The sequence below is a fragment of the Arthrobacter halodurans genome, assembly GCF_041877255.1.
Classification (GTDB): domain Bacteria; phylum Actinomycetota; class Actinomycetes; order Actinomycetales; family Micrococcaceae; genus Arthrobacter_N; species Arthrobacter_N halodurans.
This window is the reverse complement of the sequence record NZ_JBHDLJ010000004.1, coordinates 216,354-231,188: the sequence shown is the minus strand read 5'-3', so window position 1 is coordinate 231,188 and position 14,835 is coordinate 216,354. Positions and strand designations below refer to the sequence as shown.

The 14,835-nt window shown below is 66.9% G+C and carries 15 protein-coding genes; 6 read left to right on the top strand and 9 right to left on the bottom strand.

The features are described from left to right. Positions 1–227: 227 nt before the first annotated feature. Positions 228–1,382, top strand: a complete 1,155-nt coding sequence (locus ACETWP_RS07165) for an MFS transporter (RefSeq protein WP_373971529.1) — start codon at positions 228–230, stop codon at positions 1,380–1,382. A 133-nt stretch (positions 1,383–1,515) separates the two neighbouring features. Here the strand turns inward: ACETWP_RS07165 and ACETWP_RS07160 are convergent, their stop codons facing one another. The 6 genes from ACETWP_RS07160 to ACETWP_RS07135 all read right to left on the bottom strand — a co-directional run bounded on the left by ACETWP_RS07160 (position 1,516) and on the right by ACETWP_RS07135 (position 8,883). Further along, a complete protein-coding gene (locus ACETWP_RS07160; RefSeq protein WP_373971528.1) occupies positions 1,516–2,637 on the bottom strand; it encodes a hypothetical protein in 1,122 nt (373 codons plus the stop codon). A gap of 123 nt (positions 2,638–2,760) precedes the next feature. Then, on the bottom strand, positions 2,761–3,867 hold the full coding sequence (locus ACETWP_RS07155) for a hypothetical protein (RefSeq protein ID WP_373971527.1): 1,107 nt from the start codon (positions 3,865–3,867) through the stop codon (positions 2,761–2,763). A gap of 918 nt (positions 3,868–4,785) precedes the next feature. Further along, on the bottom strand, positions 4,786–5,154 hold the full coding sequence (locus ACETWP_RS07150; protein ID WP_373971526.1) for a hypothetical protein: 369 nt from the start codon (positions 5,152–5,154) through the stop codon (positions 4,786–4,788). 108 nt (positions 5,155–5,262) lie between these two features. Continuing rightward, positions 5,263–6,447, bottom strand: a complete 1,185-nt coding sequence (locus ACETWP_RS07145; RefSeq protein ID WP_373971627.1) for a heparan-alpha-glucosaminide N-acetyltransferase domain-containing protein — start codon at positions 6,445–6,447, stop codon at positions 5,263–5,265. Between the two features lie 1,120 nt (positions 6,448–7,567). Next, positions 7,568–8,101, bottom strand: coding sequence for a hypothetical protein (locus tag ACETWP_RS07140; protein WP_373971525.1), 534 nt, complete (start codon positions 8,099–8,101; stop codon positions 7,568–7,570). Between the two features lie 161 nt (positions 8,102–8,262). Then, the gene (locus tag ACETWP_RS07135) at positions 8,263–8,883 is read right to left on the bottom strand and encodes a hypothetical protein (RefSeq protein WP_373971524.1); all 621 of its coding nucleotides are present in this window, start codon (positions 8,881–8,883) and stop codon (positions 8,263–8,265) included. A 251-nt stretch (positions 8,884–9,134) separates the two neighbouring features. Here ACETWP_RS07135 and ACETWP_RS07130 point away from each other — a divergent pair, with 251 nt between their 5' ends. Next, positions 9,135–9,467 (top strand): hypothetical protein, encoded by a 333-nt coding sequence (locus ACETWP_RS07130; RefSeq protein ID WP_373971523.1) that lies wholly within the window; start codon positions 9,135–9,137, stop codon positions 9,465–9,467. Between the two features lie 186 nt (positions 9,468–9,653). After that, positions 9,654–10,016, top strand: coding sequence for a hypothetical protein (locus tag ACETWP_RS07125; RefSeq protein ID WP_373971522.1), 363 nt, complete (start codon positions 9,654–9,656; stop codon positions 10,014–10,016). A gap of 131 nt (positions 10,017–10,147) precedes the next feature. Here ACETWP_RS07125 and ACETWP_RS07120 read toward each other — a convergent pair whose 3' ends face one another. Together ACETWP_RS07120 and ACETWP_RS07115 are read right to left on the bottom strand one after the other, a co-directional pair. Next, on the bottom strand, positions 10,148–10,582 hold the full coding sequence (locus ACETWP_RS07120; RefSeq protein ID WP_373971521.1) for a hypothetical protein: 435 nt from the start codon (positions 10,580–10,582) through the stop codon (positions 10,148–10,150). A gap of 78 nt (positions 10,583–10,660) precedes the next feature. Further along, a complete protein-coding gene (locus tag ACETWP_RS07115) occupies positions 10,661–11,032 on the bottom strand; it encodes a hypothetical protein (protein ID WP_373971520.1) in 372 nt (123 codons plus the stop codon). A gap of 734 nt (positions 11,033–11,766) precedes the next feature. On the opposite strand from ACETWP_RS07115, the gene ACETWP_RS07110 reads away from it, so the two are divergent. Both ACETWP_RS07110 and ACETWP_RS07105 read left to right on the top strand, forming a co-directional pair. Next, on the top strand, positions 11,767–12,741 hold the full coding sequence (locus tag ACETWP_RS07110; RefSeq protein WP_373971519.1) for a hypothetical protein: 975 nt from the start codon (positions 11,767–11,769) through the stop codon (positions 12,739–12,741). 219 nt (positions 12,742–12,960) lie between these two features. After that, positions 12,961–13,290 (top strand): hypothetical protein, encoded by a 330-nt coding sequence (locus tag ACETWP_RS07105; protein WP_373971518.1) that lies wholly within the window; start codon positions 12,961–12,963, stop codon positions 13,288–13,290. Between the two features lie 168 nt (positions 13,291–13,458). Here ACETWP_RS07105 and ACETWP_RS07100 read toward each other — a convergent pair whose 3' ends face one another. After that, complete coding sequence (locus ACETWP_RS07100) at positions 13,459–13,857, bottom strand: hypothetical protein (RefSeq protein WP_373971517.1); 399 nt, start codon at positions 13,855–13,857, stop codon at positions 13,459–13,461. Positions 13,858–14,169: 312 nt separating this feature from the next. Between ACETWP_RS07100 and ACETWP_RS07095 the strand changes: the two genes are divergently transcribed. Further along, positions 14,170–14,709 carry a DUF4240 domain-containing protein gene (locus tag ACETWP_RS07095; protein WP_373971516.1) on the top strand — a complete coding sequence of 180 codons (540 nt, stop codon included), beginning with the start codon at positions 14,170–14,172 and terminating at the stop codon, positions 14,707–14,709. Positions 14,710–14,835: the final 126 nt, after the last annotated feature.

The following is a 14,835-nucleotide window of genomic DNA, read 5'->3' as shown; positions in this document are numbered from 1 at the left end:
GCTACCCGAAACCGCCGTCTCTCCTCTATTCAGCCGGTTCCTCGGGGTTGTCTCCGGCCCACCGCGCACGTTCCTCACGAACGCCTCCGGCGGGGAGCCCACCGCGGCCGCCGGGACGGGACAAGGAGAGGGCCCGGGGCGGGGGAGCGGGTCCGGGCGGGCTGGCCCGCTATGTCGCGGTCGCGACCCTGCCCCGCGCGGCCGACGGCGGCGCCGTTGTCGCGGTCGTGCTGCTGGTGACCGGCAGCGGCGCGCCGGGTTGGCATGCGGGGCTGCTCGGCGCGAGCATCACCGCGCCACACCTGCTCGGGCCGTTCGTCGCGCGGAGCCTGGACACGGCCCGGGACGGACGCCGGGTCATCGCCCTCGCGTGCGTGCTCCACGGCGCAACGTTCGCCGCGGCCGTGCTGCTCTATCCGCACACTTGGCCCGTCGTGGCCGCGCTGCTGCTCGCGGCCTCCGGACTGGCCGGGCCCCTGCTGACCGGCGGGATCAGCAGTAGGCTGCCCGCCATCGCCGGACCCGGCCGGGACAGCCAGCGCCGGGCGCAGGGCTGGGACGTCGCCACCTACGGACTGGGCGGCACGATAGGCCCCGCCGTCGTCGCCGCGGCCTCCTCCTGGGCCAGCCCCACCGTCGCGGCGCTGATCCTGACGGCCGCCACGTTCGCCGCCGCCGCCCTCGTGGGGCTGCTGCCCTATGCCCCGCCGCTGGCCGCCGGCCTGGACGTCCCGCGACCGGGACGCACCCTGGCGCTCATGCTCGCCTCGGGGCCGCTGCGCCGCACCCTGTACATGACGGTGACGGTCGCCCTCTCCGTCGCGGTCCTGCCCATCGCCGCCGTCGTGTCCACGGACCGGCTCGGCGCGGGCCCGGCCGCCGCGGGGATCCTCGTCGCCGCCTACGGTCTGGGCAACCTCGCCGGATCCGCCGGGCTGATGCTCCGGCCCCCGAAGGGCGACGCCGACCGGCTGATGACGGGGTTCGCGTTCGCCGTCGCCGCGGCCCTGGCCCTCCTGGTCGTGGCGGACGGCTTCGTGGTCACGGCCGTCGCCTACGCCGCCGCGGGGATCCTGAATGCGGGCTTCTTCGCCGCGACGCTCGCGGCGCGCAGCGAGTACGCCCCGCGGCAGGCACGGGCCCAGGTGTTCGTCTGGGTGGGGGCGCTGAAGATCACCGCCGGCTCCGCCGGAACGGCCCTCGCCGGCGCCGGCGCCGTCGCCCTCGGATCGGACCGGGCCCCTGCGGCCATGGCCCTGGTTCTGACCACGGCCTGCGCGGCCGCGTCCATCCTCGACCGGCGAACCGCCCGACGCCCCGGGCATCCCACCTCCCGACCGCGGACCGGCTTTCGCGACGGGGATTCTTCCGAGGGCCACTGACCCATCACGACGCAGAGGAACATCACGGTCGGCAACCGGTGGCCTGGACTTCCAGCGCCAAGACACCCAGCCAGACGGCGGTTCGGGGTCCTCCATGCGCGGAACCGGCCTCATCCCCTAGGCCTGCCCCGCGCTAGACGTCCAGGACCCCGTCCCTCGCTTCGCGGATGTCCGGGAGCGCAGTGGTGTCTAGGTCTTCCATGAATTCGAGACCTGCGTAGCGGTCGAACTTGATGCGTCCCGCATCGTCGAAGACCCTCATGCTGCGGCGGATCCTGCCGGCGGGAAAATAGGGGTGGCGGCACGTGACCTGAACCACGGTTCGGGGCCACTCACCGAGGACGCCCACATGTGTTTCGCGGACACCCTCGGCCAGCGGACTGGTGGTTCCATCCGCCGCTCGCCAGTAGGAATCAGCGTTGGCGAACTGCTCCGCCAGCGCACTTACCGCCTGGGTTTTCTGTGCATCGGTCAAGGTCACCCGCTGCCAATGGGTCCCATCCACCGAGGAAAGGTCGATTCGCACGGGATCCTGGCCCGTAGCCCAAGGGTCGTGGTCCCGGCCGAGCCGTTCCGGGGCGACAGGGGTCCCCCAGCCCTGGGGAACGAAGTCCCTGAACCTCACGTGGGTGGGCCATTGATCATGCGTGCCCACAGCCAGGGCTGCGCACCGGTATTCGTAGTCGATTCCGACCCCGTCGTGGTGGGCCACGGGCGGGGACGGGTTCACGAACAGCACGTGTCCCTGGTCTTCCTCTTGGACGGCGTTGACGTAGCGGTCCACTTCCAGTCTTCGTGTCGGCCGCCCGGGCAGGTGGATGAGTAGCGTCGTTGGAGCCGCCCAGTCCGTCGGCAGGTCACCACCGCGGTAATCGTCGTCGATTTTCTCGCCCATGGAGTCGCTCGTCCATAGTCCGGCACGTGTCGCGCCCACGACCGAGACTCCTTCGGTGCGGACATGGCCCAGTGATCCGTCTGTGCCGATGCGCACCGCGAGCACCTGGGACGGTGCCCGCAAGGCCGGGTAGTGGTCGTCACCGCCGTCATCGTCGCTCTCGTACACGACCCACAGCGCGTCCGACGCCGGGTAAACCGACACATGTGGGACGAACAGTCCGGCGTCAAGTTCCGGCCACGCGAGAAACAGATCAGGCTCGGCTTCGCGACGGACCAGGGCCACGGGACGTTCCTCGTCGACGAAAAACGTTGTCTTGCCAATCGTGGTGCGCGGCAAGGGTGACATCCAGTCGGTCATGGCTCGATGCTAACCATCGATCGATGGTGGCACCTGTTGAACGGGGCAGTCGCCGCACAGATTGTCAGTCGCCACACCAGCGGAGCAGCCGCGGCACCAACACCACCGTCTGTGGCTGGGAACTCAGCCATTTCGGTCGGGGATGGGCCAGGAAGCGCCGACGGGGTGCGTTGGCGTCCGGATCCAGGTGTTGTCGTGGGGGGCGCGGTGCCATGCCTGCCGCGGGCCCTCCCCTTCGCGGGCGACGTCCGTGAGCCAGATCGTGCTGTCGGGGTCCCATCCGGCGATGACCGATGCGGTGCCGGCGTCGACCTGGAGCGCGCGCGTCGCGCTCCCGAGGTAGCCCAGCACGGTGAGGTGCACGGCGTCCCACTCGGATGCGCCGCGTTCCCAGTCCGGGATCACCCACCGCCCGTCGCGTCCGGTGGCGCGGAACCAATCGTGCCGGCGGGACCCGGTGACCTCAAGCGGGAGGGCGCGGCACAGCGATATCCAATCCTCCGCGGTGCGGATCTCGAGGGTCCTGCCTGCTCCGCGAACGGTGATCACGGTCGCGTGCTCCCACCCCTGGGAATCCTCCACGAGGCTGAGTCCGGCCGGGATCTGTCCGACGGTGTGGACGAGTCCGTGCGGGATCGACCACCACGATCCCGACCAGTTGGCGTCGGCGGCGCGCGGCCGTTCGCGCGAGGCCCGAGCCTCCTCGGCGCGGACGTTGCGTCCCCACGCCGCCAGGGTCTGCTGGGGGTCCTTGGTCAGCGGCGCCGGGTCGTCCGAGGGTCGCCAGTCGATGGCCCACTGCAGAGCGCGGCCGGGCTCAGCCCACCACTGCGTGCCGGGCGAGTCCAGGACCTGGGCGGCGAGGGGGAGCAGAGCCGCCCGGATCACAGGGAGCCCGGCGAGCACGTCTTCGCCGTCGGGGGCCTGCCAGTACCTTGCGGTGTCGACCGAGCGCCCGAGAGCCGCCTGGATCAGCGAGTCGTTCAGGGCAGCGGGATTCAGGGAAGCGAGTGCGGCCGCCAGCTGCTCCGGTGACGGCGAGGGAGGTGGCGGGCCCGTGTCGTCGAAGCCGGCACCAAACATGACCCTTGACTTCCCCTTCCCGGGATCGAGGTCGTACCCGAGCCGGAACACGGCGTCCCTGACGTCCGGGTCGAGCTCCATCGCGAGCTCGAGGCAGAGCCGGCGGCCCCGGGGTCCTTCGAGGACCGATTCCAGATTGTCCTTCATCCGCCCATCCTCGCACCCCAGCCCTCGGGCAAACTTGCGGTCCGCGACGGCCGTGCGGCGCCAAGCTCGACGCCGACGGCTGAACGGCGACTTCATGCGTGGACGTCTGTGACCGAACATGGGCTGGAACTGCGGATTTTTGATGGCAGCCTGGCTGTGTCGCCGATTGTCAACGCTATGGATGCTCGCTGCGGTTTCGACACCATCGGCCTGAAGCGCGTCCTACCAGCGGTCGCCTGCAATCGCTGAGGGGAGACGCCCCCCTTGGGTGCTGCCTACCCGGAAGACCCGGGCCGTCGCGGCGCACGAAGCCTATCCCCGCGCGTGCGGCTCGAGCCCGTGCTCCAGGAACGCCCATAGTCGGTCTCGCTCGGCACCCATGACAGTCACGGCTTCGAAGTCGATCTCGTTACCCCCGGCGGGCTCGAATGTGCGGAAGTGCCCACCGCGCAATTCCTCCACTACGGGCCATTCAGGCCCATAGTCCTCCTCGCAGTACTCGTGGCGCCCATCCATCCAGTGCACCTGGGACCACAGAGGCTCCTGCTTGGTCCCGAGCAGCGGGAAGGACCGCATAGGCATGACGGACGTGGTTATCCGCCCCACAGCCGTGCCGTCCCGAGAGAGTCTCCAGACCGAGTTCCGGAACGGGTCCAAAGCTGGGTCTTTCGGCCAGTCCTTCTCGTTAAACCACTTGTCGAGCCATCCCATGTACCAGTTCTAGCAGCCCATCGTGTTCGTCGGCGCGGCACGAAGCCGGTAGTCGGGCGGCATGCCTCGATTGATCCTGATCGCTTGCCACAGCGTGCCGCGAAAGGGCTCCGTAAGAACGCCGTGTGTCTCGATTCCCCGCGTCCCAATAAGTCCGGGGGCGGGCCATTGATGAGATCTCTGGACGTCCCCAAGCAGGCTGAAGCGCTAGCTGCCCAGTCTTTCGGAGTCGACGCCCACCGCCTTGGCGATTCTCTCTGCCTGCTCCCCTTTACCGTGGATCATGATGGACCAGGTGTCTCCGGCCAGCATGAAGAGGCCCGCGTAGCCTGTGGCCCGCGCTTCCTGCTGGAGGGTCCTGGCCTGTTCCTGGGCGTCGTGGAGGATGTAGTTGATCTCGCCGCACCGCCCGTAGGTGCCCTCTTGGACGAGCTTCGGTTCGGACGCCGGGCAATCCACGCCGGACTTCTCGATAACGGTCCGGATGTCCTCGACGCTGTCGAAACTGCCCGGCTGGCCGCAGGCGGTGAGCGAGAGGCCAGCCAGGACGAGCATGACTGACTTGGTGTGCTTCATGGCTCCCCCAAAAGTTGGTGAACCGCCAGCCGACGGGCGGTTCCGGACGTCTTGGAGCGAACCCCAGCCTGACGTCGCGGGTAACCGCCACCCATCGCTGCGCGCCCGCTACCCGGGTGCCGGGTCTCGTGGCGGGCCGGGGCGCCGGCCGGTGAGAACCAGCGTGCGGAGCCAGCCGGTGGCGTCGGCGACGATGGACTCGAGTGGGCCCTTGCCGACGGCGTTGCGCCACAGAACGGCGGCGAGGAGGAACAGGATGCATTGCATGGCGATGGACATGACCGGGCGCTCCGGGTCGAGGATCTCGGCGGCCAGGATGACCACGTGCGCGCAGTAGAGGGTCAGCGTCATCGAGCCGGCCGCGGCTAACGGTGCGGTGGTCCGGCCAAGAAGAGGGACGAGCAGGAGCACGGCGCCGAGGACGGCCAGCGACGTCCCCAGCGTATGAAGGATCGTGACGGGGGTGGAGGAGTAGGGGGCGAGGATGGCCAGCCACCAGCCTGTGGTGGACGGCAGTGCGTCGGCTCTGGTCTCGTCGTCCGGGCCGAAGGCCAGGATCTCGTCGATCTCGCCGCGGTCCAGCAGGGGTGTGGCGGCTTCGATCCGGTCCAAGCCCCCGCCCGGGCCCAGCAACAGGACCGACAGCAGCCACATGGACGCGGCCAATGCGGCTCCCACGCCCAAGAGGACGGCCGCGGTCTTCCGTGATCCGAGGTCCATGCGTCCGACGGCGATTCCCACACAGATGTACGCGACCCAAGGCAGCGCCGGGTAGAACCCGGTGAGCAGCATGTCGGTGAGGAACACCCCCGGGTCGGCGGCGGCGAGGGCGAACGTGTATTCGCCGTCGACCAGGGGCATGTCCGGCCACCCGGCGCGGACCAGTTGCATGGCCACGGGGCCGAGCACAGCGCACACGACGGCCAGGACCAGCAAGGCACGCAGCCCCAGGCCCAGCAGGGGGACGGCGAGCAGGAAGAGGATCCCGTAGTACGGCAGGATGATCGCCACCGGTGCGTCCGTCTGGCCTAGCAGCAGGCCGATCGTCGTGATGAGCAGGGCGCGCAGTGCCAGGGCGGCCCGGTTCGCGGTCATCGTCCGACCCGTCGGAGGCCGACTGCCACCCGAGAGCAGGGCGATGGAAATCCCGGCAATCAGGGCGAAGAGGGCGGCGGCCCGGCCGGCGAGCAGCGCCCCAACGATCATGGGCTCGCCTTCCGGGGTCTCGTTCGGCAGGACATTTACGACAACGATCCCGAGCAGGGCCACGCCCCTTGCGACATCGATCCCCACCACGCGCCGGGAACCGTCTTGGCCCGTCCGTCTCGGCCGGGCCTGTGCTGAGGCCCGTTTTGGATCCGGGGGCGGCGTGGCTTCGCGTCGAGTTGGCAAGGCGGTTACCTTTCTCAGGTGCTCCCGGACCGGAAGGGCCGGGCCACGACGAGACGGCCTCGCCCCCTGCCGGTCGAGTCACGCCGAACCCAGTGAAATCGGGGATGTGTTACCGCTACGTTATAGCCGATTGGGACCCAGTACGATATGCCGGGATGCCCAGTGCCAGCACTGAACCGTGATGACATTCCTGAAGTGTTGTGATCCAGTTTCGGGCGCCGGTGATCCTGCGGTAGCGGGTCGCCGGGGACATGCCGAGGTCCCGGGCGACGTGGGTGGCGGGCGGGCCCGAGTCCGTGAACCGGAGGGCGTTGGCGATCTGCCTGTCGGCGGGGGCGGTAGGGCGCTTGGCGACGCAGTTGGTGCCTGGTACGCCTGTTTGACGGCCTCGGTGCGGTGGCGGAAACAACTTAGGGGAGTCCCATGGACAACGGATTGGGCCATCTGGTCGACTTCCTAGCTTGCCACCGACAACTTCACGATGTCGTACCGCCCCTCGGACGGTTTGCTGCTCGGCGCCGAGGGTGGGGAGCAACCCAACCCAGAGCATCGTCCCCACTTCCCCATGACCCCTGTGGTGCTCGCAATGTTCAGTCCCGTGGATCTGCCGATTTGGGGCGGGGCGAGCGACAGCCATCGCGTTGTCTCCGCGGAGCCGGACGGGGAAGGCAGAGTGCGACTGAATTTCGGGCACCGCGACGAGCCTTCGAGTCCGGTGGAGGCGGGCTAAGCCATCGTTGACTTGGAACTCGGCATCGTCCGGGAGATGCGCATCGGCGGCGTGGACTACGCAACCAGCGACGTCAGGACCGTGCCTTGGGCACCGCTGGGATGAGAATAGGGGCAATCAACAGCAGAGCGGAAGGGACCATGCTTCCTCTCCCCCTCCGCTGCCGCCTCTCTCAAACCCGGTGACAACGCTGACCGGGATCCGCGTGGAGCCACAACCGGTCAAATGTAGCCGTTAGAACAAGTCCTCGCGGAACACGAGTGGACAAAATCGTTGGTGGCCCCGGTCGCTTCAGACGGGGTCCGTGTATGGCCCTTGGGATGAAGTGGTGGGAAAGCCGGGCACTTCCGATCCACTCTCGCTAAATGATCCGAGCACGAAATGTCTTGATAGGTAGGTTTCATCGGGACCGAGGCGGCCTTTGTTGGCCTCATCTATGTGCTGCTGCGCGTGCGACCGCACACGTTCCATGGTTGCCTCGTCCCACACCAGGGTGGCTTTTGAGAAGATCTCACCCAGGACAGGGTCTGATTCGATATAGCGCGGCGTCCTTACGCGTATCAATAGGTACGTGTCGTCGAAATCGGCGTCCGGGCCAAACCCAAGTCTCGACATGAGCCGACCGAATCTGGAGGTGACACGCTCGACCATATCGATGCGAAAGACTCGCGCATGGTCGAGCGCCGTTGATTTCCCCAGTTTTTCCGACGCGACACTGCCTTCCGCATGCCTTGACCCACTTGATCGGAAGAATTCTTCGAGTTCCTCCACACTGACAATTTCGAGCCTAGACATACCCACCGCCTGGCTGGCGGCGTAGTCCATGTAGCGGCAGTCCAGAGCGCACGAACTTGTCGTCGGTCCTTTCGTCATCCATGCCCCCAGTCTGGCATCATCCGAGGGGTGAGCGGATTGATGGGCTGTCAGTGTTACCGACCCGATGCGAGGCGACGTCTCCGTCTGCGAACCGGCGTCACGCGGACGCGTCACTCGTCCACGTCGGAAGTGCGGGTGGCCCCTTCAAGCAGGCCCATGACCCAGGAGGTTGTTTCGCCTGCTGCACTTCCCTGGAGAGGGACGGCGATACCGCGGGGAAGCACCCGGGCCATGGCCGGATCCTCGTGGAAGGCGACGGCCACGGTGACCTCGCTGCTACCGAGTTTGAGGTTGGTGTCCGACTGGTCGAGGATCAACCCGGCAAGGCCCCAGCCGGCGAGTCTTTCGACAAGGTCGGCGGGCCGGCAGGGACGTCCCATCGGCTGGAGGCGCGGAACGGTGGTGGCGTCGGATTTGGCGAGCATCCAGGCTTCCACATACTTCGCCCTCTCGGGCGCCGAGTGGCCCTTGATGTGGGTGCCGTAACCCGTTGAGTTGGTGCCGTGCCCTCGTTCGAGCAAAATGAGGGCGGCCTGGAAGCTCGTGCCGTCAGGCACACCGGCATGCCTGGAACAGACGACGGTGGCGCAGAGGGAGGCATGCTTGACCTCGAATACCGAGCTGTCACGGTCGCCTCCCTCGTCCCCGACGGAAACGAGCTTCGACTCCTTGAGAAGTGTGAAAAGCTCTCCCGGCACGGGGTATCCGGGCCTTATCCTCTGCCACGGCATGACGCGTACGCCTCCCCTCCCTGAACCGGGTCCTGTGGTTTTCCGCTTTCGGACTCGTGCCGGATCGCATTCTAGGCCCCGTTCGGTTGGACGCGGACGGACCACACCGGCGCTCGGCCCCTGACCTTGTGGTGGAATTCCTCGTGTCTGGGAATCGCGTGTGCCTCTGCAGGAAGAGTCGCGGAACCAACCACCGGTTGTGCGGCGCGTGGTCCGGCCAGCTCCTGTCCGGGCCAACCTATGCTGAATGAATGCCTGAGCGGATCATGTACGTGCAACTCAAGACCGGGTACGACGCCGACCGGGGACCCGCGTGGATCGCCCGGTTGCGCTTCAGCAAGTCGTGGCGGACCGCTTGCTTTCGCGACCACGTCCTTCGGCGCGTGGCCGGAACCGCGCACGCCAATCGCGATTCCAACTTCTACGACGTCGAATCCGGGGACGAGTACTGGGTGTCCGGACCGAAACGCGACCGGACCGATGGCCGGTACGGTTCCCAGCAGCCCATGGTCGACGACGACGCGCGCGAGGACTACGCGGCGTTCCTGCGGGGCGCGGCGCTTCCCGGGCGCGAGCAGGGCTAGGGGGCCCGGCTCGATGCGCAGGTCCGCCGCCGTCTCCGCCGCGACAGCGCCCGCCCAGAAGGTGGCGCTGTGCCCCTAAGTACGAGCCTTGGCCTTGCCGTGGCCTTGGTCGCGGTGACCGGACTGCTCCTCCATGCGCGGTCCGAGCGACCGGGGGTATCGCGAAGGGAGGAGGGGCGACGCCGCATGCTGGGGGACGTTCCGTGGGTGTTGGCCTTCCACCCCGTGGTGTTGTTCCTCGGGTTCTGCGCTTATCTGGGCGGTGAGGACTTCGTGGGTTCCGGGATCGCCGGTCTGGTCGCGTGGGGGGTGCTGTGGCCGATAGCCGCCGAAGCGGCTTCATGCGGGCACCCGTACAGGGTGGCGCGTCTACTGGGCTTGTACGCGGAGTACCATCTGGCTCTGCCGTTCACCGCCGAGCACAAGAACTACCGCAGGAGAGTCCGTCACCTGCGCGCCACCGAATGGAAGCTCTATGCGCTCGTCCTGCCGGTCCTCGTCGTCGGGGTTGTGCTGACCGCTCTCTTCGCCGGAGTCGTTCTCGACTAGTCCGTTCAGTCGACCCTTTCCGGCGTCCCTCCCCGACCCTGCCGACTGGAGAGCTGGGCTTGAAGCGCCGCCGGGTGGCGGCAGGACACCGTTTCGATGCGCGGTCAGCCACGCGGGCGGCCGCGGTCCCCTCATCCGTTCTCGAGGTCTTGTTCCTTGCCTGATCCGCCGAAGAGGAGTCCCGCCTTGGCCAGGGACCTGGCCGGCGGGTACCACTGGATTTGGGTGTCGTCGAGTCGTTCGTAGAGTTCGTCGATCGTGGCGACACTGAACGAGTCGTCGTCGTCGCCGGGACCGTGGTTGTTCCAGTCGTTGATCGCATAGTCGGCGGAGTATCCGAAGCCGTCGGGACGAGGCTCTCGGCGGCGACGCGTCGTGCCGTAGGCCAGGATGAGGATGTCGTGGCCCAGCCATGGTCCGCCGAGGACTTGGCCCGCGAACTCCCGGCGGCCGGCCAGGATCGCGTCCCAGCTCGGGCCGTATCCCTGCTCAGGTTCGGGAGCCGCTTCCAGCGCGTGCATCTGTGCCACGCGTTCGGCCCATTCGCGCTTTCGTTTCCACCTCATATGCAGAGCCTATGGCCCGTCGGTCTGGGAGGGGATCAGACCGTGGGCATTTCTCCGGTGGGGTTCCACTTCGTCCCTCTACGTTGGTTCGGGGTCGAAGTAGACATAGCCGATCCTTGTCTCTAGGCCGTCGTCGATGAGGCGTCGGACGTCGTTCCTGGCTGCTTCCACGAGTGCGCTCATGCCTTCGACCAGGGCGCGGTCCTGGGTCGCGCTGTCGTCGGTTGGAACCCAGGTTTCGCCAGAAAAGAAGGTGTAGCCGTCCTGCAGTATGATCCGGATCCGGAAGTCGTATTCCGTGTAGGGGAGGACTTCGAAACGGCAGGACGGTAGCTCGATCCGCGCGAATTCTGCACCATCACCGCCGAATTCAGACGGGCTGAAACCGGTCCGTACGTCGGATCCGAGGGCCTGACGAAGGTTTTCTGCAAGGCGCTCAAGCGTGCTCACGATGACCTGCACTTCCCAGACGTGGAGCGGACCGGATAGTTGAACCGCTCTACGCGGCACGGCTGCATTCAAGAGTCTAAGCGAGCGTCTTCAGCGTCCTTCTGAACTTGGCTGCGCAAGCGGGAGTATCTCGATAAGGAGTGTGCTGGTACTCGCCTGCTGTGAAACCGCTGATCAGCAGGAGTGATTAAGCATTCGTTGCCGAGGCGCAGGACTCGTTCATCGTGCGTCGGCAGCGTTCGTGGCGGTGGTTCGGGCGCGGGGTCAGATCGGGATGGCGTACCTGCTTCCCGATCGCGCGTGAGATGCTCGCTCCTGTGTGGTGGCGAATGAAACGTGTACGGAACGCGCATCTGGCACGCCTGCGCCGATTGGAAGGGATTCCCGTGGCCCGGCAGGGACCCTCCGTGCGGAGTTGGGCGTTGGGATGCATGGCGTGGGCCGGTCGTGTCTCCGGCGGTGTGTGGAATGGTTGGGAGATCGTCGTTGACGGTGGCCGCAGACACGGGCAGGGTGGCGCTGGCGATGGAGAGATCTGTGCCTGGATCGATTTCCAAGACCCGCCCGAGGGCATTGAGCCGCGCGAGGAGACGGACATGTTCGTTCTTACGTGGGAGGACCTCGATGGAGTCGTCGGCGATTTGGAGGTCGGTTGGTACGGGCCGGTCGAGTCCGCTCGGATCGTGCGTCAGATGTACCGGCCGTAGTCGCGCTGGCTACGTAGGAGGAACCCTGTGAACCGGTTTGATCTGCGCCCCGATCCAAGTGGCGGTTTCGATTTCCTGGTCGATGGCCGGTTCCTTCGGGAGCTGGTTTTCGAGGGCGAGGACATGCAGGAGTGCGAGGTCTCCCTGCTGCGCCGAGGGCTTCCCTCGGGCGTGGCACGGGAGCAGATTCGCCGCCTGAAGGGCGAGTTGCCGGGACAGTTCTTTCCGGAACGGGTCTGGCTCTATTTCTGCGAGGAATGCTACGACGAGGGTTGCGGTGGAATCAGCGCCAGGGTTCAGGTTGGAAGCGAGCGGGTGGTATGGAGCGACTTCCGCCACGACAGCCCGTCCGACACGGACGACGAAGCGGCACACTTCGACGACGAAGACGCGATCCCCGCCGTCGGGACACTGGTCTTCGACCGCGTCGAATACGAGGCGGCCCTGGACCGCGTGGCCGAGCAGCTGGGGCGCAGTTTCGTGGCCTTTTGGCGCAGCACCGATGCACTGAACCAGGCGACCCTCGGACTCGAGCGCGTGGTTTCCCGCAGGCAGCTGAGGAAGAGGTCCCCGGATCCGCGGGAGGGGTTGCAGTGGACCGTGAACGGGCGTCCCCTGGCCCGGCTCCTGAGTGATGCCGCCGGCACGTTGTCGCGAACGGGGCCCGGGTTGCAGTCGGACCTCCGATTCTCCGTGGTGCAGGAGTGCCGGGACAGCTCTGCGGAAGTGGGCCGGAACGCGATCCGGCTGCTGCTCGGCGAGGGAACGTGGGAGGAGCTGCCGGGCCGGGTTCCCCTGCTGGTTGGGGAAGGCCTCGACGTCGCGTGCGGAAGCATCACCGCCCATGTCGATCGGCTGGACAGCATCGTCGTCTGGAGCGGCTTCCGGGTTCACGGGGCGGGACCGGAGGGGGATGGGCACCCTTACGATCGGAAGCTGACGTTCACCTTCGACCGCCGGCAGCACGACGAGACTCTGCGTCGCGTTGTGGAACGCATCTGACGCAGGGGGTCAGCCTGGCCGGCTCACTCGGCGTAGGGGCCTGCTAGCAGGCGAGGGCGGGGTCAAGTTCGGCCGCGGAGCGTTGAACACGGGGTTGGGCACCAATTCCGGCTCATCCCTCCATGTGCCTGGACGAAGCTAGAGTTGCCCACGGGATGGGTGCCAGCCTCGTGTTGCGGGGAGGACTCAACCGGCATTTTTGGACGGTCTGGGGGATGGATGAAGGCGATTTCAAGGCTGATGGCCATGCCTCCCATGTGCGCCCTCATTGTTCTTGTCCCTAGCGCGGTCGCCTCGGCCGTGGTTGGCATGGCCAATGCTCTGCCCTTGCCATCTGCGTTCGTGGTGACTGTGGCTCTCGTGGGCCTCATCCCTTCAACGTTGGTCTTCGCTTGGGGGACGATGAAGTTTCGCAGCTACTACGAGATCAAACGCGGCAAGGCCGAGCTGTGGGCGATGTTCCACTGCACCGTGATTCAGATCCTGGCTGTGGCCTGTACCGCCTACCTGTTCGTTTTGCTACTGGAGAGCGCTGATTCCCTGAACTGATCAGCATCGGATTGGCCGCCGCGAACGGCGCATCCATGTCTTACGCAACGGGGTTGCTGACAGCTCCCTTGAGGCTTTACCCGCGTCGCGGAGTCTCGACGCGCAGTCTCGCAACCTGCCGGTTGCAAGACAGTCGCTCGGATGGAATCGCGGCCGCTCGCGGCGTAGTTAGCGGAACTCCTTCATTCTCCACTCGTCGCCCCCGGCCATCGGGACGGAAAGATAGGGACGCTTGAAGACCGGACTCTTGCGCTTCACAGGGACCCTGCCGCTGAGGAGGAAGTACACGATGGCGTCCACGGATTCCTTCGCGAACTCGGTCTGGTCCTCCGGCTCTCCTCCGATCAGGTCGTGGCGGATGTACAGACCGTCGTAGACGATCTCTGGCGCCTCGCTGCCGAGGACCAGCGTGAAGGTTCCGAGCCGTGGCCCCTTGATCTCCGCGTAGACGTGGTTGTCGCGAATACGTGTCGTGCCATGGACACCGTAGGGAAGACCGGCGAGGATACCCTCGACTTCTCCGGAAAGCCATGACAGATACCCGCGTACTTTCTCGCCGTCACTCATCGATGGCAATCCGTCCCCCGAGCGAACCGCGTTCGCTCACCGGTCGTGTTCCCGGAGCCCATTGCAGTTCCGGCCGGCCCCTGCTCTGGTTCATATCTTGATCCTAGCGAGCCGCGCTTTGTACGCGGATCCGGAATCGTCCGAGGCTACGTGATCGCACGGCCGGTCGACGTGGACCCGCCCCCGACAGAGCCGGGGTGTCCCGACAAGCCCGCCTCGATGGCCACCGTTGTGGGACTCTCCGCGATGGCGCGTGCGCCGTATGCTTCAGGTGTCATTGGCGTATCCGTGTGGGACATGACTAGGGGAAAAGTGGACGACAGTGCATTCTGGCAGGCAATCGACCGGTCTCGCGAGGGCGTGGAGGGCGACGTGGAGGCCCAGGCGGAGGCCCTGCACGCGCTCCTGTCGGGGTGGTCTCCGGAGGAGGTCGCGGCGTTCGACGCCGCGTTTATCCGGCACAACCTCGAGCTGCACAGGTGGGATCTCTGGGCGGCGGCTGAAGTCCTGATTGGTTGGTGCAGCGGGGACGTCTTTACGGACTTCCGCAGCTGGGTCGTGGCCCAAGGCAGCGAGTACTTCGAGGCATGCCGCGCCGATCCCGCGGTGCTCGCCGACGGCCGCCTCGCAGACGAGGAGGAGGTCGGCGTGGCCGAGGTGCTGGCCGCCACGGCCTCGCAGGTCTACGAGGACCTCACCGGGCGATCGATCGAGGACGACTTCCCGGGACACCCGAACGTGTTCGACGTCGACGAACCCGCGGGGGAGCGGCTCGACGAGGCCACCATCGCGCGACGGTTCGCCGCCATCCGCCCGATCGCGCACATCCCCGCCCCGGGGGGTCCGCGCTAGACGCGTGACGCGGTTCCGCCGGCACCCGTCGCGGTTGCGCACGTCCCTGTCGCGTCCGGCGGGACGGGCGCGGGGCACCGCCGTCAGGGCCGGCGCTGTCCCACGCCGGGTGTCACCGCTGGCTAG

Bases quoted from the DNA above. Each gene is read 5' to 3' on its own strand.
- ACETWP_RS07130 (WP_373971523.1), top strand. From the start codon at position 9,135: ATGCCTGAGCGGATCATGTACGTGCAACTCAAGACCGGGTACGACGCC.
- ACETWP_RS07125 (WP_373971522.1), top strand. From the start codon at position 9,654: ATGCTGGGGGACGTTCCGTGGGTGTTGGCCTTCCACCCCGTGGTGTTG.
- ACETWP_RS07105 (WP_373971518.1), top strand. From the start codon at position 12,961: ATGAAGGCGATTTCAAGGCTGATGGCCATGCCTCCCATGTGCGCCCTC.
- ACETWP_RS07140 (WP_373971525.1), bottom strand. From the start codon at position 8,101: ATGGACTACGCCGCCAGCCAGGCGGTGGGTATGTCTAGGCTCGAAATT.
- ACETWP_RS07150 (WP_373971526.1), bottom strand. From the start codon at position 5,154: ATGAAGCACACCAAGTCAGTCATGCTCGTCCTGGCTGGCCTCTCGCTC.
- ACETWP_RS07155 (WP_373971527.1), bottom strand. From the start codon at position 3,867: ATGAAGGACAATCTGGAATCGGTCCTCGAAGGACCCCGGGGCCGCCGG.
- ACETWP_RS07160 (WP_373971528.1), bottom strand. From the start codon at position 2,637: ATGACCGACTGGATGTCACCCTTGCCGCGCACCACGATTGGCAAGACA.
- ACETWP_RS07135 (WP_373971524.1), bottom strand. From the start codon at position 8,883: ATGCCGTGGCAGAGGATAAGGCCCGGATACCCCGTGCCGGGAGAGCTT.
- ACETWP_RS07120 (WP_373971521.1), bottom strand. From the start codon at position 10,582: ATGAGGTGGAAACGAAAGCGCGAATGGGCCGAACGCGTGGCACAGATG.
- ACETWP_RS07100 (WP_373971517.1), bottom strand. From the start codon at position 13,857: ATGAGTGACGGCGAGAAAGTACGCGGGTATCTGTCATGGCTTTCCGGA.